This window comes from Corallococcus sp. AB045 (assembly GCF_003668895.1).
GTDB classification, from domain to species: Bacteria; Myxococcota; Myxococcia; order Myxococcales; family Myxococcaceae; genus Corallococcus; species Corallococcus coralloides.
This window is the reverse complement of sequence record NZ_RAWN01000190.1, coordinates 1-17,715: the sequence shown is the minus strand read 5'-3', so window position 1 is coordinate 17,715 and position 17,715 is coordinate 1. Positions and strand designations below refer to the sequence as shown.

The following is a 17,715-nucleotide window of genomic DNA, read 5'->3' as shown; positions in this document are numbered from 1 at the left end:
GGTTCTGTCCGCCCTGCATGCCGAAGCGCTCGGCGAGGCCGCGAAGCAGGGGGTGGGGTCGGGCTTCGTCATCGACCCGTCCGGACTGGTGCTCACGAACAACCACGTGGTGGAGGGCGCGGACACCGTCCGGGTGAAGCTGGAGGACGGGCGCTCGTTCGAGGCGGAGGTGCTGGGCCGCGACGCGCTCACGGACGTGGCGCTCATCCAGTTGAAGGGCGTGTCCGGGAACCTGCCGTTCGTGAAGCTGGGGGATTCGGATGGCCTGCGCGTGGGCGACCCGGTGATGGCCATTGGCAATCCGTTCGGGCTCGCGTCGAGCGTGAGCGCGGGCATCCTGTCCGCCCGGGCGCGCGACATCCACGCGGGTCCGTATGACGACTTCCTGCAGACGGACGCGGCCATCAACCCGGGCAACTCCGGCGGCCCGCTCTTCAACATGAAGGGCGAGGTGGTGGGCATGAACACGGCCATCATCGGCGGCGCGACAGGCATTGGCTTCGCGGTGCCGGCGAACCTCATCCAGGCGCTGTTGCCGCAGCTCCAGGAGACGGGCGTGGTGCGCCGGGGTTGGGTGGGACTGGCGGTGCAGGACCTCACGCCGGAGCTGGCGCGCGCGCTGCGCGTGGAGACGGCGAAGGGCGCGGTGGTGGCCGGCGTCAGCGCGGGCGGCCCCGGCGCGAAGGCGGGCCTGCAAGAGGAGGACATCATCACGTCCGTGGGCGAGCGCGCGGTGGACTCCGCCGGGTCGCTGACGCGCGCGGTGGCGCTGCTCAAGCCGGGCAGCGAGGTGAAGGTGAGCCTGGTGCGCGGCGGCAAGGAGATGGAGGTGCCGGTGAAGCTGGGCACCCGGCCGACGCAGCGGGGTGAGGAGGAGATGACGCCTCGGGATTCGACGCCCGCGCCCCTGTCGAAGCGGATGGGCCTGCGGCTGTCGGAGGCACAGGACGGCAGCGGCGGCGCGCAGGTGGTGGCGGTGGAGCCCGGCAGCCCCGCGGAGCGCGCGGGACTGGCGCCCGGGATGGTGCTGACGCAGGTGGGTGACCAGAAGGTGTCCGGCGTCGCGGAGGCGGCGCAGGCGCTGACGTCCGCGGAGCCGGGAGCCGCGCTGCTGTTGCGTGCGCGGATGCTTGGACAGGACGGGTCGCTCTTGCGAGCGATTGAGGTTCCGCAGCGGTAGGCGGTGATTGGTGATGGGCGCGCTCCGCCGGCCGGGGTGGAGCGCGCCGTTTTTCTTTCAGCGGGTGTTGATGAGCCCGGCCCGGGTGAGCAGCTCGCGCACGCGCCGGCCCAGCGCTACGTGCTCCGGGTTGGCCACGGTGAAGCGTTCCGGGGTCAGGACGATGAGCGTGCCCTTGTCCTCCACCGGTTCGATGCGCACGGGCGCGGGTAGTGGGGGCACGGTGCCTCGCTGCTTGGAGAAGTAGGTCAGCCAGCCGACCCAGGCGTTGGTCTTGTTGTCTGGATCATCCACATCCTGATGGGCGTCGGACATGGCCGCGATCCAGTCTGGCTCCCAGGCTGCCACCATGCCGCGCATCACGACCTCCAGCACGGAGGGGGTCAACACCCGCTCCGCGGTCGGTCCATCGAATGGGAGGGAGAGGAAGCAGGAGTTGGGCGAGGTCCCAGCGAAGTCTCCGCAGCGAAGGCGCAGGCTTGCATAATCAGATGGAGCACCTCCGTTGTTGATCCAGATCATGAAACCCAGTTCCTCGAAAACGCGGCCCCCTTCTCGGTTGGTGCCCCGTTGGAACAGGTCCGTGAGCACGGACACATCGGGCGGCATCAATGACAGTTTCTTCGTGCCCTTTCGGGACCTGATGGATTTGTACCAGTGGTCCAGAAGTGGATCACAATCGGCCAGGAGCTCAAGCAAGTGCGCCGCACGACTGGCGCATGCTTCGGGCGACTCCTTCCTCGCCCCCCAGTAGGCGCCAACAAAGAAGTTATCCGGATAAGCCCTGGGCTCGGACTCGGTCGTCATAGGGTCTTTGGCTCAACGTGCTGGCGTGTGGACGACTTCGACTCCCTGGATACCAGCCCTCTTGAGAAGTCCCTTGATCGCATCAGCAGCCTTCTTCTCCGCGACATGCCACTCGATGCGGACTCCCATGTCGCGCACCCGATCGCTTTGTCGAGACGCCTGGTCAATGAGCCCTTGTGCACCTGTATCTTCGAACCAGGGTTTTGGCGCCAAGCCTTCTTGGAACTTGTTCGCGTAGCCGGGTCCCTTGGCATCCAGTAGCACTCCGTCCCGGAAGCCGTCGAACTTCGTGTCTCCGACCCAGTACGCCTCGTCCGCCGAGTGCCCGGAGATCTGCTCCTGGTAGCGCCGGGCCCGGTCGGACATCGACTCCTCCGCGGGCCCCCAATGTCCTGGCTCGTCCGGAGCCGACTCCACGTTCGCTTTCTGGAGGACGATGGCCGCCCCGGGCCCTCCGCTCAGCACCGCCGCCGCGCGTCCCACTGGCACCGCGATGCGCTCGACACTGAGCAGTCCCTCCGCGGACACCGCGAGCACAGGCACCGTGGCCTCCACTCCCGCCGCCGCTCGCGTCACCGTGCGCGTCGTCGCAGAGGCCGTGCCCCACAGCGCGATGACGTTCGTGGTCAGCCGTGCTGTTTCGCGGATCTGCTCCCCCTCCGTCATGTACCGGAAGCGCTCCCAGTACGCGGGCGATGACGCGATGAGCGCCGCCACGCCTTCCGGAAGATGTCGCAGGCTCGCGAAGCTGTCCGTGGGATGGGACAGCAGCTGTCCCATGCCGTGGTACAGCTCCACGAACGCGTCCTCCGCGCCATCCAGGGAGCGGCTGAGGACATCCGCGTCGTCGTACACCTCCGCGAGCGGGCGCCAATCCGCCGCACGCAGCTGCGCATCGACTCCGCGGAAGACACCGCCCTTGCCGCTGTAGAAGCGCCCCAGCTCGAAGTTGCCCGCGCGGAAGGTCCCGTCCCTCCACTGCACGGTCCCCACCTTCTGCTGCGTGCGCCCATCGAGCGCCCAGGCCAGGTACCCGTCCGGCCGCAGCACCGCCACCTGCTCCCGGACGAACCGCTCCACCCGGCGCGCCAGCTCCTCGCGCGACACCGCGCCGCCTTCCAGCACCTCGCGCAGCACGAAGCCCGCCGCCATGCGGGGCGGATACGTGCCTGTCGTCGCCGGCTGCTCCATCAGCCGGTTCAGCACCTCCGCCGCGTCCTCGGGCGTGAAGGGATTTCGGCGGAGCGGCGGCTCCTCCAGCCCGGCGCGCAGCAGGAGCTTCTCGAACGCGTCCACCTCCAGCAGGCCCAGCTCCACCGCCTGCCGCGTCCGCTCCTCCGCGCTCCCGATGAGCACCGTTCCCGGAGGCAGGCGCGCCGGGGCCACGTTCCCCACCGTGCCGCCCGCGCCCGCGGACGCCGGGTCCCCATGCAACGGCGCCGGCGAGGCGCTGTGGTAGCGCGCGTAGCCGTGCAGCCCCACCGGCAACGAACGGGCACGTCCTCCCGCGCAGCCCACCAGCCCCGCGATGAGCACCAGGCACAGCCACTCGCGCCTTGGCGACTGAATCCCTTTCATGCCTGTTCCTCCTGTTGAACAGGGCTAGCAGGGCCTCCTGACATCCTTGCCGCGATGCGGTGTGAATTGACGCAGCCGGTGCCCGGTCGACCCGCTGAGCCGTTGGCTGCCCCGGATGTCAGGTGTCGCGCGGTTCACAGGGCGTGACGCCTGGAAGCCCTCCGGGCTTGGGAGGCCTTCTGACGAATGCTTCACGCGTCCGTCGAATGACCGGCCACGGCGGTTCGGAAATCACGCTGACGCTGGCATAGAGTGGCGGTCGTGCCGCGCTGCCTCACATGCGGGCGGCGTTGGGAGGGCTCTCATTCGCCGTGCCCGCCCGGCGTCTCGCCTCCCATCGCTCCGCCATCCGATGCCTCGCTCGTCGTGCCCGACGTCCCGGGCTACCGCTGCGAGAAGGTCATCGCGCGCGGTGGCTTCGGCGTGCTGCTGGCCGCGCACAAGCGCTCCGCCGACGGCGCCGAGGGTGAACGCATCGCGCTGAAGCTGGCGCGGCCCGGCATCGCGCTCGCGGAGGCGCAGCTGGCCCGCGAGGCGGAGGCCCTGCGCGTCATCGGGCCGCCCACCGTGCCCGCGCTCCATGCCGTGGGCACGCTGCCCGGCGGCCAGCGCTTCGTCGCCATGGAGTACGTGCCGCTGCCCACGCTGGCGGACTGGCTGGCCCGGGTGTCCGGGCCCATGTCGCCGCAGGAGTTCGGGCCTCGCGCCAACGCGCTCCTGGAGGCGGTGGCCGTCGTGCACGCGCAAGGACTGGTGCACTGCGACCTCAAGCCCGAGCACGTCTTCCTGGACGACGCCCACAAGCGCGCCCGCGTCTTCGACTTCGGACTGGTGCAGCGTCCGGCCCCCGGCGCGCTCGTGGACGACGGCACGCCCGGCGACACGTCCTCCTTCGCCGGCACCGCCGAATACATGGCGCCCGAGCAGTGCGCCGGCCACGCGGTCCTGGACGCGCGCGCGGACGTGTACGCGCTGGGCGTCATCCTCTACGAGCTCATCACCGGCCGGCCCCCCTTCTTCGGCTCGCTCACGGAGGTGCTCCAGGCGCACCTGTCGCTGCGGCCCCCGCCTCCGTCGGAGTACGCCCCGGTGGCGCCGCCCGTGGAGGAGGTCGTGCTGCGCTGCCTGGCCAAGGAGCCCGCGCGCCGTCCCCGCGACGCCGCCGCCGTGGCCCAGGCCCTGCGCGCGGCGCTGGACCACGCGGGACAGTCCGCCGTGCAGCCCGCGCCCCGGCTCACCCTGCTGCCCGAGGTCCGCCCCGCCCAGACGCGCCGCTCGGTGTCGGTGCTGTTCACCTTCTCGCGCGCCAACCCCGTGGCGATGCAGAAGGCCCTGGCCGCCTACGGAGGCCACATGGCCTTCGCGGACGGTGAGCGCTTCGCGGGCGTCTTCGACCCCGACGTGGGAGAGAACCCCGTGCGCCGCGCGCTGCGGGCCGCCGAAGGACTGGCCGAGCGGGGACTCGCCCCGGTGTCCATCGTGGACGTGGCCAACGTCACCGTGCAGCGCCGCCGCGACGGCGCCCCCCGCTACCTGGGCGCCATCTTCGCGCGCGAGGACCGCTACCCCCAGCTCGCGGAGCTGCGCGGGCCCATGCTCTCCACCGCCGCCGCGGAGGCCGTGCCGGAGGTGCCGTGCCTGCCGGTGGCGGGACGGTCCGGGCTGATGCGCCCCGCGCCGTCGGGCGGCGCGCCCCGGCCGGACGTCACCGTGCTGCAACTGGGCAGCGCGATGCTGGTGGGCCGCGACGTGGAGCTGGAGCAGCTCCTGGAGAGCGCCCGGTCCGCGGTGGCGGACACGGCGCCCACCATCGTCACCGTGCGCGGCGACCGGGGCCACGGCAAGAGCCACCTGTCCTCCACACTGGGCCTGCGCCTGAGGGCCGCGCTGCCGCACGCGCGCGTCTACTCCATGCTCGCGCGCGAGCCCGTGCAGGGCGACCCGGAAGGCACGCTGCGCACACTCCTGCGCGTGGCGCTGCACGGCTTCGACCGCGACGACACCGACACGCAGGAGGACGGCCGCACCGCCATCCTCGACCGGCTGGGCACCCGGCTGGGCATGGAGCTGTGGCCGGGCGTGGCCGCGACGCTCGGGTGGTACGCGCCGGGCGGGCCGGAGTTGCACAGCTGGGCCGCGGCCCCGGGCGCGCTGCGCTCGCTGGCCATGCGCGCCACGGGTGAGCTGCTGGCGGCGCACGCCCGCGAACGGCCCCTGTGCCTCATCGTGGACGACGCGCACTTCGCGGAGGAGACCGCGCTGGACGCGCTGGAGTACGCGGCGCTCGCGGAGACGCGCGTGCCGCTGTGGATCTGCGTGCTGGTCCGCCCGGGCTTCGAACAGAGCCGTCCGGCGTGGAGTGCCCGCGCCGCCCGCCAGTTGGACCTGCCCCTGTCCGGCCTGTCCCCGGGCGACGCGCATGCCCTGTGCCGCACGCTGCTCAAGCCAGTGGAGAACGTGCCCGCGCAGGCGGTGGAGCGCATCATCGAGCGTGCGCAGCGCGTGCCCCTGTTCCTGGTGGAGCTGGTGCGCGGCCTCAAGCGCCAGGGGCTGGTGCGGCAGCGCTCGCCGGGCGGCAACTGGTACCTCGTCACGGACGAGCTGGACCGCCTGCCGGAGCTGCGGCTCGTGGAGTGGCTGGCGGACCGCGAGCTGGGCGCGCTGCCTCCGGCGCTCGCCGCGCATGCCCGGCTGTGCGCGCTCCTGGGCGCGACCTTCACCGGCACGGCGGCGGACGGCGTGGTGCGCGAGCTGGAGCGCGACGGGGCCGCGTCCCAGTTCCCGCTGGACATGGGGCATGCGACGCGGCGGCTCCTGGACCTGGGGCTGCTGGTGGAGCACCGCTCGGAGGGGCTGAGCTTCCGCAACGAGCTGATGCGCGAGGCCGTGGTCGCGGGCCTGCCCGCGGAGGAGAAGGCGCGCATCCACCACGCCGCGTACCGCCACTACCTGAGCCCGGCGGGCGCGCAGGAGCGCCAGCGGCTGGCCCGGCTCGCGCTGCACGCCGCGGCGGCGGGCCTGCGCGACGAGGCGGCGGCGCTGACCATCGACCTGGCGGAGTCCGCGCGCGGCCGGCACGCGTACCTGGACGCGGAGGCCATGTACACACGCGCCCTGGAGCTCATCGAGCCCGAGGACGAGCTGCGCAGGCTCACGGCGCTGCGGGGCCGGGGCCTGATGCGCTACCGCATCGGCCGGTACGAGGACTCGCTCACGGACTTCGCCATCGCGCGAGAGCGGGCGCGGAGCGTGGGGGATTCACGCGCGGTCGTGGAGCTGCTGCTCGACGAGGCGGTGGCGCTCGACTGGGTGAACGACTACGCGCGCAGCGAGGCGAGGGTCCAGGAGGCGCAGCAGCTGACGGAGACGGTGACGTCGCCCTACGTGCAGGCGCGGCTGCTGCTGGCGCTGGGCCGCACGCAGTTCCGCAAGGGCGAATGGATGGACTCGCTCATGACCCTGGAGGCCGCGGCGGAGCGGGCGCGGAAGCTGGGCGACGCGGGCTATGAAACGCTGGTCGTCTCCCTGCTCCTGCTGGTGGCCATCCTGCCGAGCCTGGGCGACATCGACGCCGCGGAGCGGGTGCTGGACGAGCTCATCTGCGCGTGCACGGAGCGCGGCGACCGCTTCCACCTGGGCTCGGCCATCAACAACCGCCGCAACCTGCGGGTGGCGCGGCGCGACCTGACGAACGCGCTGAAGGACCAGGAGCGCTTCATGCAACTGGGGCGCGAGCTGGGTGTGGTGGGCTGGGAGTACTTCGCCGAGTACAACCTGGGCGAGCTGTACTACCAGGCGGGCGACGTGGAGGCGGCGGCGCCGCACATCGCGCGGGCCATCGTGCTGGAGCGCCGGCATCCGGAGGTGGCGCACCGTCCCTGGGCGCTGCTGCTCCAGGCGCGGGCCATGGCGTGGACGGACAGGCACGACCGGGCGCGCGACCTGCTGGAGCAGGTGCGGCAGGCGATGGCGACCAACCGGCACGGCGTGAACCTGAGCCCGTCGGAGGAGGTGCTCTTCTCCATGGTGGAGCTGGCCTCGAAGGACGCGACCGTGGAGGAGTGGCACGCGCTGCGCGAGCGCTCCGCCCAGGCCTCCGTGGAGCAGGAGCCGCTGGAGGTCCTGGAGATGATGGGCCTCGCGGCCTGGCGCCGGGGCGACTTCGCGGAGGCGATGCTCGCGCTCGGAGAAGCGCTGGCGCGCGCGGCGCACATGCCGAACCTGATGGAGGACCGCATCCGCCGCTCGCTGGAGCGGGTGCGGGACCTCACGCCCGCGGCGTAGCGACGACGTCTGTCGCTACACCGACCGCGAGAGCACCGTCGTCGCCGCGACGAGGAGTCCCATCAGCGATTCCCCCACCAGCGCTCCGGCGCCCAACGAGGAGACGTGCGCGTCCGTCGTCTTCGGCCACCTCCGCGCGAGCATCACCATCCCCGCGCCCAGGCACAGCGTCACCGCGAAGTAGGCGGGAGTGATGAAGCCGATACCCATCGCCACCGGCGACGGCAACCACCGCGAGGCCCGGCTCCTCGCGGCCAGCGTCGACAGCGCCCCCACCGTGAAGCCCACCAGCGCGGCCCAGCCCGCGTAGGGCGGCAGGCCCGCCAGGCCTCGCACGGATACCTCCGCCACCGCCCGGAACTGCGCCGCCGCGGGCACCGGCAACACCGCCGTCCCCAGCCCGTACGTGTCCACCAGCAGCAGATAGGCAGGCACCGCCACCAGCGCGCCCACCGCCACGCCCACCAGCTGCGCGGCGAGCTGCCGGGAGGCCGACGCCCCCAAGAGGTGCCCCGCCTTCAACGACCACAAGCTCACGCCCGTCTGCGCCGCCGCGCCCGCCACCACCGAACCCGCGGCCACGTTGGACGACATCTCTCCGGGCCGCACTCCGCCAAAGATGACCTGCGTGAGGTTCCCCACCTGGCCCACGGGCGACACGTCCGTCTGCCCCGCGCCTCGCGCACACACCGCGCACAGCGGCACCAGCAGCGCGAGCACCAGCAGCATCGACGGGACTCCCAGCCCGAAGAGCAGCCCGCCCAGCACCACCGCCAGCACGCACGCCACCGCCGCCACGCCCAGGCTCCACCGGGGCAGCCCTCCCCGGCTCACGCCCACCGAGCGCAGGTCCTTCACCGCGCCCAGGAAGTCCCTTGCCTGCGCCGCCAGCGACATCACCGCCCCGCCCACCATCAACCCCACGCCGGGCCATATCAGCCACGAGGACAGCGATTCGTACCCCGCGCCCGCCACCAGGCCCGTGTCCAGGAGCCGCGTCGCGAGCACGCCCCACGCCAGCCCCGAGCCCAGCAGCATGCTCAACGCCAGCCGAGGGCCCGTCATCATCCCCACCGCCAGCAGCATGGGGCTCATGCCCACGCCCCACGTCAGCGACTCCAGCGAGACGCCGCCCACGCGGCCCGGCAGCGCCACCATCCCCGGCAGCCAGCCGCGCGCATCGCGCATCCAGGTGAGCGCCATCGCCACCACGCCGGCGCCCACCAGCGTCCGGCCCCTTCCCGTCCGCGTGCCTTGCGCTTCGGACGGAGGGGCCGCGTGCAGCGTGGAGATGAGCTCCGCGGTGGCGATGCCCGTGGGGAACGGCAGGGCCTCCTGCTCCAGCAGGCGCCGCCGCAACAAGCCCGCCACCAGCACGCCCACCACGCCCAGCACCAGCCCCCAGACCGTGATGCCCCAGCCCGGCACACCCGTGCCCAGCAGGGCCAGCGCCGGAATCGCGGCCAGCAGCCCCGCCGACGCGGGCATCGCGCCCACCGCCGCCGCGGCCGTCTGCGTGAGGTTGTTCTCCAGCGGCGTATAGGGCACGCCCCGCCTGCGCCCATAAGGCGCCAGGGCACTGAACCCCAGCACCGTCGCGGCGATGGAGCCCGAGTCCCACAGGCCCGTCTTCAATCCCATGTAGAGGTTGGTGACGGCCAGCAGCGCGCCGATGAGCAGGCCCATCCCCAGCGACCGGGCCGTCCACTCCCGGCCCTGGGAGACCTCCGGAGGAGCGGCGGGGTGCCCGGAGGGAGCGCTCATCGAGACGCCTCCGCCGAGCGGCCAACCAGTTCGCGCAGCTGCGTCAGGTCCAACGGCTTGCTCAGCTTGAGGTTCGGCACGTCCCGCAGGAACGACGTCGTGCGCGGGGTGAAGGCTCCACCCGTCATGAACACCATGCGCCCCGCCTGCTCCGGCGCCGAGCGCCCCAGCTCGAAGTACAGGTCCATGCCCGTCATCCCCGGCATCATCACGTCGCAGAGGATGAGGTCGAAGCGGCCGCCCTCGTTCACCAGCCGCAGCGCCGCCTGCGCGCTGTTCGCCGTGGACACCTCGTGCTCCGAGGCCAGCGAGCGCTGCAGCGCCACCGTCACGTTGGGCTCGTCATCCACCACCAGGATGCGCGCCCGTGCCCCCGCTGGCGCCGTCGCCGACAGCCGCGGGTAGAGGTCCACCTCGTGCGCCGCCGAGCGCAGCACCACGCGGAAGGTGCTGCCCTGGCCCGGCGTGCTCTCCGCGTGGATGGAGCCGCCCATGGACTCCACGATGCCGTGGCAGATGGACAGCCCCAGCCCCGTGCCCACGCCCACCGCCTTGGTGGTGAAGAACGGATCGAAGATGCGCCCCAGCACCTCCGGCGTCATGCCCACGCCGGTGTCGCGCACCTCCACCACCACCTTGCCCGGCTCGCCCGGACGGATGATGGCGCGAATCTCATGCTCGGTGACGGAGGACGGATCCTCCGGGATGGCCTGCGCCGCGTTGAGCAGCAGGTTCAAGAACACCTGGCACAGCCGCGCCTCGCTGGCCTCCACCGCGGGCACCGGCTCGAACTCCGTCACGAGCCGCGCGCGGTGGCGGATGACGTTGTCCGCCATCTTGCACGCCAGCTCCACCGACCGGCGCACGTCCACCGGCATGGGCCGCGACTCCTGCTCGCCGCGCGCGAACACCTTCAGGTCCCGCACGATGGTGGCGATCCGCTCCGCGCCCTCGGTCGTCTCGCGCACCAGCTGCTGGATGGAGGCCACCGGCTCGGACGGCGTGCCCTGCGCCTCCAGCTTGTCCAGCCCCTCGCGGATGAGGTGCAGGTTCACCAGCATGTACGCCAGCGGGTTGTTGATTTCGTGCGCCACGCCCGCACCCAGCGTGCCCACGCTGGCCAGCCGGTCCGCCACCACCAGGCGCGCCTGGAGCTGCCGGCGCTCGCTCAGGTCGCGGTGCACCATGATGTTCGCGATGATGCGCCCTTCCGCGTCGCGCAGCGGCACCACCACGGACTCGCAGACGCACGCCATGCCGTCCGCGCGCTTGAACTCCAATTCCCCGCTCCAGCGCCCGTGCACCTCCAGCGCGGTGAGGACGGCGCCCGTCAGCCGGTCCGGCTCACCGGGGTGCAGCACGCTGAAGAGCGTCTGTCCCATGGCCTCCTTGCGGCTGCGGCCGAACATGCGCTCCGCGCTGGTGTTCCAGTCGATGACCCCGCCCGCCAGGTCCGTGATGACGACGCCGTCGGAGATGCTCTCGAAGATGAGCGCCTGGCGGTGCAGCTCCTGCTCCGCCTGCTTGCGCGCGGTGATGTCCATCACCGTGCCCGTCACCCGCGCGGGCTGCCCCGACGCGTCCAGCAGCACGTCGCCCTTGCACGAAATCCAGCGGTAACCGCTGCCCGCGGGCTCGATGCGGTACTCCACGTCCACCTGCGAGCGCTGCTGCAGCGCCGTGGCCAGCCCCGCGCGAAGCCTGGGCAGATCCGCCGGGTGCACCACCTCATCCAGGTCCATGGCGCGGCCGGACAGCTTGCCCACGGCCAGGCCCAGGAGCCGGTCCACGTGCTCGCTCCAGGTCACCTGCCCCGTCTTCGCGTTCCAGTCCCAGATGCCCACGCGCGCGGCGGACAGCGCCTGCCGCAGCTGCTCCTCGCGCTGCTCCAGCACCTCGCGCCGGGAGAAGCGGAACACCGTGACAGTGCCCACCTGGAGCCGGTCGCCCTCCTGCAGCTCCGCGGTGGACACCGGCAGGCCGTTGAGGAACGTGCCGTTGGTGGACTCCAGGTCCGTGACGAGACACGAACCGTCCGACTTGCGCAGGATGCGCGCGTGCTTGCGCGACACCCCGTGGTCGTCGATGCGCACCTCTGCTTCCGACCCACGCCCGATGACGTGCTCACCCGGCTCCAACCGGTACGCCTTGCCAATGGCCGCCGGCGTCGTGGTGCTGATGAGGATGAGGCACGCCCCGGTCGAGGATGGGGCCGTCACCGACTGGCCCGCGCAGGTCGTGAGCTCGTCCACCAACGTCATCATGTATGCCAGCCCCCGGACGTCCCCCTGCGCTCGGGCCGGCTGTGTCCTCGCCGCCTGTCGTGCATGACGCCGCGCTCCGTATGGGCCCGAAGTCCTGGCCCGGACCGCAACCATACCCCAACGGCTTCCAATGAACGTCCCCACCCCCTTCCGGACAGGGACCCTGACTCCTGGTGAACGGCCAGGCAGGCAAGCGGGGCAGCCAACCCGGCACGGGCACTCGCGACCCACCCCGTGGATGGTAGGGTGCGGGGCATTCATGGCGGTGGATTCCGAGAGCACCTTCCGCATCCAGGCACGCGCGAACGCGAACGCCACGGACAAGGGGCACGACACACCTCCCCGTCCCGAGCGCGGGCCGGGCACCCTGGCAGGTGAGTACGTCCTCAAGTCCATGCTGGCGGCCGGCGGCCACGGCAGCGTCTACGAGGCGGAGCACCGCATCCTGGGGCGGCACGCGGCGGTGAAGGTGCTGCACTCGCACCTGGCGGACCAGGGCGAGATGCTCCAGCGCTTCGTGCGCGAGGCGCGCGTCGTCAATCAGATCCACCACCCGAACATCGTGGACGTCTACGACTTCGGGCTGATGCCGGACGGCAGCCCCTACTACGTGATGGAGCTGCTCTCCGGGCGCACGTTGAGCCAGGTGGTGCAGGAGCGTGGGCGGCTGTCCGCGTCGCGCGCGCTGGCGTACCTGGAGCCCATCTGCGGCGCGCTGGAGGCGGCGCACCGCGCGGGCGTCGTGCACCGGGACCTGAAGTCCAGCAACATCCTCGTGGTGGAGGAGGGGGAGAAGCCCCGGCTGAAGCTGCTGGACTTCGGCATCGCGAAGCTCATCCAGCAGGAGCCCGGCCAGGAGGGGCTCACCACCGCGGGCCAGCGCCTGGGCACCGCGCACGCGATGGCGCCCGAGCAGTTTCGCGGCGGCAGCATCGGGCCGCCCACGGACGTGTACGCGCTGGGCGTGCTCCTGTACCAGCTGCTCATCGGCCGCTACCCCTTCCAGTCCGATGATCGCCTGGAGCTGGAGCGCATGCACCTGGAGGCCCCGCCTCCGCGCCCCAGCGTGAAGGCCCCGGTGTCCCCCGCCGTGGACGCGGTGGTGCTCCGGTGCCTGGACAAGGACGCCACCCGCCGCTACCCCAGCGTGAACGCCTTCCTCACCGCGCTGCGCGAAGCCACGGAAGAGCCCAACCAGGTGGAGAGCCAGACGCGGCTCGTGCTGGCCGTGAACGCGGAGGTGGTGCTCCCCGCCACGGACATGGATGACGACACCACCTACGCCGCGCTCGCCAACGTCATGGACACGCTGGAGCAGGGCCTGCGCGCGGAGAGCTTCACCCTGGCGCTCCAGACGGGCACCGCGCTTTTGGGCGTGCGGCCCCTGGCCGCCGGCACCACGCCCGCCCAGGCCCTCCAGCCCCTGAGAGAACTGCAAGCCGAGGCGCAGCGTCTGGCCGAAGCCGTCCACGCCCGCGTCCACCTCTGCCTCCACCATGGTGAAGCGGAGACACGCGGCGACTCCGGCGAGGCCGAGGTGGTAGGCGGCCCGGTCACGCATGTGGCAACCTGGAACGTAAGGGACCCCGGTGGCTTCGCCATCACGCGTCCCGCGTCACGGTTCCTTGAAGGTCCTCCTCAGCAGTAGGCCGTTCCCGCCGTCCCCGCACTCCTCCTCCCCCGCCGTATCCCACTTGTGTCCTGTGGTTCCATGCCCTTCACCGGCACACGTCTGGCCCCGTGAGAATTGGACCCACACCATAATTTTTTGACGAAGACGTATTTCTTTTGGATCCTGAATCCGTCACGATTCCCCTGTCTGACAGTTTCAGCACCTTTCTAGCTGAAAGCCTGGACTGCCTGACATTCTGGAAGTCGGACCTCCGACTACCCTCGAGCGGGAGCCCCCAAATGCGCCTCACCCCTGCTTTTCGGCCTGGAAGTGGATGCAGCGAGTGGTGGAACCGAGTTGCCTCACGCCAACCCCTCAAGGCGGTGTTGATGACGGGGGCGCTGTTCGCCCTCGTGGGTTGCGGTGGCGCGATGCCGGAGGACGCCGTGCTGGGAGCCGATCCCGTGTCGGTGGATCAGGCGCAGCAGGTGGACAACGGGCTGACCGTCAACGGCTTGACGGTCAACGGGCTCACCGTCAACGGGCTCACCGTCAACGGGCTCACCGTCAACGGGCTCACCACGGAGAGCTTCAACGAGTGGTTCAGCCAGAACGCGGACACGGCGCCGATGCTGATGGCGTACATCGTGAAGTGCGCGGTGCCCGAGGGGCAGACGCGCACCTTCCAGTCCACTTCCACCGGGGCGAAGTACACGTGGCCGGGCAGCCTGGGCCTGGCGCCGGGCTGGGCGACGGGCAAGGCCGCGACGGTGACGGAGCAGCAGGCGGTGAGCGCGTGCCTGGCGGCGCACGCGAACAAGTACGGCCTGCACATCGCACTGTCCGTGCTGGGCCGCACGGCGGAGGGCGCGGCGATTCCCTACTCCGCCGAGGAGCTGTCGCAGTTCAACGCGAAGGAGGCGTGCTTCTTCGGCAACCTCTTCACCAACGAGGGCCTGTTCGCCGCGCGCGACCGTGACTTCAGCGCGGCGGAGAGCTCCACGCGCGCGTGCGGCCTGTCGCTGAAGGCGGACTCCTGCGCGCCCATCACCAACATCGGCAGCTGCTCGCAGTTCTGCACCAAGGGTGACCCGAGCCAGCCCTACTACACGCACTGCACGTACAACGGGAAGACGTACCCGGCCATCACCACGCGCGTGAAGCCCACGGAGCTGTTCCGCTGCGGAGACGGCGTGTGCCAGTTCACCGAGCACGCGGGCTCCGGCACCACGGCGGACAGCTGCCGCGCGGACTGCGGCGCCTGAAGCGACCGCACCTGATGAACCAGTGGTGAAGCGCGCTGGCATGGACGACCTCGGCCCCACCCCGGCCGCGTGTCCAGATGCCTCCGGGCGTGCGGTGAGCTCCTCCCGCGCGCCCAAATCCCCAGTGGAAAATGACAGTCGGGACGTGAAACCCAAGCGGTGTCCGCTCGACAGCATCACGTACTCGCGCACACCTTGCCGGGCACGGGGCGGCGGTGTTGGATGGTCTTCCACAGGCCGTTCCCGAAAGCAGGGACCCCCGCCACGAGGAGCGGTGACGGCCGCGGATGGATGTGGGTGGAGCGGGCCGCGATGACGTTACGAGGGAAGGTCGGGCGGTTGGCGGCGATGACGCGGCGGCGGGGCACGCTCCGCCAGGCCTTCGAGCGCCTGGGCCCCGGCTCCAAGACCCGGTGCGCCGTGGAGACGCCCTGCTCGGACAACCGGCTCCTGGAGGAGACGGTGCGCGAGCGCACCGCGGCGCTGGAGGCCGCCAACGCGAAGCTGTCCAGCAGCCTGGAGCAACTGCACGCGACGCAGGCCCAGCTGCTCTTCGCGGACCGGCTCATCGCGCTGGGGCGCATCGCGGCGGGCGTGGGCCATGAAATCAACAACCCGCTGGCCTTCATCCTGAGCAACCTGGAGTACATCCACCAGGAGCTGCAGCAGAAGGAGCGCCTGTCGGAGCAGGACCGGCAGGAGATATTGGAGGCGCTGGCGGAGACGCGCGACGGCGCGGAGCGCATCCGGCTCATCGTGCGCGACCTGCAGACGCTGTCGCGCGCGGAGGACGTGGGCAGCGGGCCCGCGGAGCTGGCCGCGGTGGTGCGCACGGCGGCGAAGATGGCCATGCACGAATTGCGGCACCGCGCGCGGCTGGTGGTGGAGTGCGACGGCGTGCCGCCGGTGCAGGGCAACGGCTCGCGGTTGGGGCAGGTGTTCTTGAACCTGCTGCTCAACGCGGCGCAGTCCATCTCCCCGGGGAACGCGGAGGGCAACGAGGTGCGCGTGGTGGCGCGGCCCGGAGAGCCCGGCCTCGTGCTGGTGGAGGTGCGCGACACCGGCTGCGGCATCGAGCCCGAGCACCGCGAGCGCATCTTCGACCCCTTCTTCACCACCAAGCCGCTGGGCGTGGGCACGGGGCTGGGGCTCGCGGTGTGCCATGGCATCGTCACCTCGCTGGGCGGCACGCTGACGATGGAGAGCGCGCCCGGCCGGGGCAGTGTCTTCCGCGTGACCCTGCCGGTGGCGGGCGCCTTCGTGCAGGCGCAGCGCTCGCAGGCCGACTGGACCTGATCAGCCTCCGCCGGGCGGCTTCATCCCGAGCGACCGCTGGAGCATCCCGCCGAGCACCTCGCGGAACCGCGCGTCCGACGCGGCGTCCGCCGGACGGCCCATCACGGGCAGCAGCGCCTCGCGCGCGAGCAGGAACCACTGCGACGCGCACAGCGCCACGAGCAGCGTCATGTCCACCGTGTCGCGCGAGGGAGGCGGCGTGCCCTGCGCCTCCGCCACGCGGCCGGACTGGAACTCCAGCGCGTCCGCCAACAGCCGCAGGCCCTGCGCGCGCACGAGCGGCATGTGTTCAGCGCGGCCGGTGAGCAGCGCCCACGCCATCAGCCGGCTGTGCTGCCCCTGCTGGACCACGGTGAAGAAGCGCTCCAGCAGCACTCCGGCGTCGGGCGGCGCGTCCATCGCGAGCAGGTGCTCCCGGAAGGACGCGGCCAGCAGCTCGTTGCGGCGCAGGAGCACCTCGCGCACCAGGGCCTCGTAGGTGCCGAAGTAGTGCGTGACGAGCGCGTGGCTCACCCCCGCCGCCTTCGCCACCGCCTGAAGCCCCACCCGGTCCGGCCCCTGCTCCACGAGCAGCGGCTCGGCGGCCTGGAGGATGGCCTCGCGCGCCTCCTCCGGGGTGCGCCGCTTCCGGGACGCGACGGGCTTCGCGGGACGACGGGGAGTGGAGGTGCGCCGGGCCGGGGCCCGACCCTGGGGACGCCTGGGTGCCATCGCGGCGCATCCTAGCCACCGGGCCCCTTCGTTCAACGCGCCCGCGCTATTGTCAGATTTGACAATAAACCCGGACGGGCAGTAATCCATGGGGTGTCCGGGCATGCTTGGCCCGGGGGTGTGCTGGCCTTCGCGAGGTCCGTGATGCTGATGCTGCTGCCCGACAATCCGTCGCCGGCGAGGGTGTTCCTGCTCGTCCTGCTCATCTCCGGGACGCTCAAGCTGCTGACGGTGGCGGGCGGCTGGGGGGTATGGCGCACGCGGCTGGCGGAGCGCTTCCGGGTGTACCGGCGGGAGCTGTCGAAGGGGCAGTTGCGCAGCGAGGCGCTGGCGGCGGTGGGCGTGGTGCTGACGGACGCGGTGCTCATCGGCGCCTTCCGCTCCTTCACCGGGCCGCTGATGGCACCGTTCAGCCTGTCCACGGCGCTGTGGTCGTACGCGTGGATGTTCGTAGGCTTCGAGGTGTGGTTCTACGTGACGCACCGGCTGCTGCACCTGCCGCGCTTCTACCGCTTCCATGCGCAGCACCACGTGGCGCAGGTGACGGAGCCGCTCACCGCGCTGTCGTTCTCCGTGGTGGAGCGGGTGGTGCTGATGAGCGGCGGGCTCAGCCTGCACTTCGCGGCCATGCACCTGTTCCCCGGCTCGCAGGTGGGCGTCCTGGCGTACATGCTGACCAACTACGTCCTCAACGCGTTCGGGCATGGCAACACGGAGTGGCTGCCGAAGCGCTTCGTGACGTCCTGGGTGGGCCGCGTCTTCTTCACCCCCACGTTTCACGCGTTGCACCATGCGCGCTACCAGGGGCACTACGGCCTGTACACCGTGGTGCTGGACCGGTGGCTGGGCACCGCGTTCGCCGACTATCCGCGGGTGCATGCGCGCGCCCGCGATGGCGAGGGACTGACCCGTATCGGGGAGCGGCTGGCGGTCGCGCCCCCTGCCCCTTCCCTC

General features: G+C 71.5%; 11 protein-coding genes. 6 read left to right on the top strand and 5 right to left on the bottom strand.

Annotated features, from left to right (window positions below; genetic code table 11):
• The coding region (locus D7Y21_RS32735; RefSeq protein WP_121717766.1) for a trypsin-like peptidase domain-containing protein at window positions 1-1,180 on the top strand (1,180 nt) is incomplete at its 5' end.
• Window positions 1,181-1,237: 57 nt separating this feature from the next.
• On the opposite strand, the gene D7Y21_RS43690 is transcribed toward D7Y21_RS32735, so the two are convergent.
• Complete coding sequence (locus tag D7Y21_RS43690; protein ID WP_121717765.1) at window positions 1,238-1,987, bottom strand: immunity 52 family protein; 750 nt, start codon at window positions 1,985-1,987, stop codon at window positions 1,238-1,240.
• Window positions 1,988-1,999: 12 nt separating this feature from the next.
• The gene (locus tag D7Y21_RS43545; protein ID WP_121717764.1) at window positions 2,000-3,565 is read right to left on the bottom strand and encodes a Tox-REase-5 domain-containing protein; all 1,566 of its coding nucleotides are present in this window, start codon (window positions 3,563-3,565) and stop codon (window positions 2,000-2,002) included.
• A 366-nt stretch (window positions 3,566-3,931) separates the two neighbouring features.
• Here D7Y21_RS43545 and D7Y21_RS32720 point away from each other — a divergent pair, with 366 nt between their 5' ends.
• Window positions 3,932-7,849 (top strand): serine/threonine-protein kinase PknK, encoded by a 3,918-nt coding sequence (locus tag D7Y21_RS32720; protein ID WP_199724201.1) that lies wholly within the window; start codon window positions 3,932-3,934, stop codon window positions 7,847-7,849.
• Window positions 7,850-7,864: 15 nt separating this feature from the next.
• Here the strand turns inward: D7Y21_RS32720 and D7Y21_RS32715 are convergent, their stop codons facing one another.
• Both D7Y21_RS32715 and D7Y21_RS32710 read right to left on the bottom strand, forming a co-directional pair.
• Window positions 7,865-9,613, bottom strand: a complete 1,749-nt coding sequence (locus D7Y21_RS32715; protein ID WP_121717763.1) for an OPT family oligopeptide transporter — start codon at window positions 9,611-9,613, stop codon at window positions 7,865-7,867.
• On the bottom strand, window positions 9,610-11,874 hold the full coding sequence (locus D7Y21_RS32710) for a PAS domain S-box protein (RefSeq protein ID WP_199724228.1): 2,265 nt from the start codon (window positions 11,872-11,874) through the stop codon (window positions 9,610-9,612). The genes D7Y21_RS32715 and D7Y21_RS32710 overlap by 4 nt, the downstream gene beginning before the upstream one ends.
• Before the next feature lie 262 nt (window positions 11,875-12,136).
• Here D7Y21_RS32710 and D7Y21_RS32705 point away from each other — a divergent pair, with 262 nt between their 5' ends.
• The 3 genes from D7Y21_RS32705 (at window position 12,137) to D7Y21_RS32695 (ending at window position 16,050) form a co-directional block, all read left to right on the top strand.
• On the top strand, window positions 12,137-13,525 hold the full coding sequence (locus D7Y21_RS32705; RefSeq protein ID WP_120562141.1) for a serine/threonine-protein kinase: 1,389 nt from the start codon (window positions 12,137-12,139) through the stop codon (window positions 13,523-13,525).
• Between the two features lie 353 nt (window positions 13,526-13,878).
• Window positions 13,879-14,754 carry a hypothetical protein gene (locus D7Y21_RS32700; RefSeq protein WP_121717767.1) on the top strand — a complete coding sequence of 292 codons (876 nt, stop codon included), beginning with the start codon at window positions 13,879-13,881 and terminating at the stop codon, window positions 14,752-14,754.
• Between the two features lie 312 nt (window positions 14,755-15,066).
• Entirely contained in the window at window positions 15,067-16,050 is a 984-nt protein-coding gene (locus tag D7Y21_RS32695; protein WP_120562142.1) for a sensor histidine kinase, read from the top strand.
• Here D7Y21_RS32695 and D7Y21_RS32690 read toward each other — a convergent pair whose 3' ends face one another.
• Entirely contained in the window at window positions 16,051-16,761 is a 711-nt protein-coding gene (locus D7Y21_RS32690; protein ID WP_120562143.1) for a TetR/AcrR family transcriptional regulator, read from the bottom strand.
• Between the two features lie 144 nt (window positions 16,762-16,905).
• Here D7Y21_RS32690 and D7Y21_RS32685 point away from each other — a divergent pair.
• Window positions 16,906-17,715, top strand: an 810-nt coding sequence (locus D7Y21_RS32685) for a sterol desaturase family protein (RefSeq protein ID WP_147469437.1), incomplete at its 3' end; no start/stop codon positions are given.

What these genes read in the sequence shown, in the direction of transcription:
- D7Y21_RS32715 (WP_121717763.1), bottom strand. Translation starts at nt 9,613, where the DNA reads ATGAGCGCTCCCTCCGGGCACCCCGCCGCTCCTCCGGAGGTCTCCCAG.
- D7Y21_RS32690 (WP_120562143.1), bottom strand. Translation starts at nt 16,761, where the DNA reads ATGGCACCCAGGCGTCCCCAGGGTCGGGCCCCGGCCCGGCGCACCTCC.
- D7Y21_RS32705 (WP_120562141.1), top strand. Translation starts at nt 12,137, where the DNA reads ATGGCGGTGGATTCCGAGAGCACCTTCCGCATCCAGGCACGCGCGAAC.
- D7Y21_RS32710 (WP_199724228.1), bottom strand. Translation starts at nt 11,874, where the DNA reads ATGACGTTGGTGGACGAGCTCACGACCTGCGCGGGCCAGTCGGTGACG.
- D7Y21_RS43690 (WP_121717765.1), bottom strand. Translation starts at nt 1,987, where the DNA reads ATGACGACCGAGTCCGAGCCCAGGGCTTATCCGGATAACTTCTTTGTT.
- D7Y21_RS43545 (WP_121717764.1), bottom strand. Translation starts at nt 3,565, where the DNA reads ATGAAAGGGATTCAGTCGCCAAGGCGCGAGTGGCTGTGCCTGGTGCTC.
- D7Y21_RS32700 (WP_121717767.1), top strand. Translation starts at nt 13,879, where the DNA reads ATGACGGGGGCGCTGTTCGCCCTCGTGGGTTGCGGTGGCGCGATGCCG.
- D7Y21_RS32695 (WP_120562142.1), top strand. Translation starts at nt 15,067, where the DNA reads ATGACGTTACGAGGGAAGGTCGGGCGGTTGGCGGCGATGACGCGGCGG.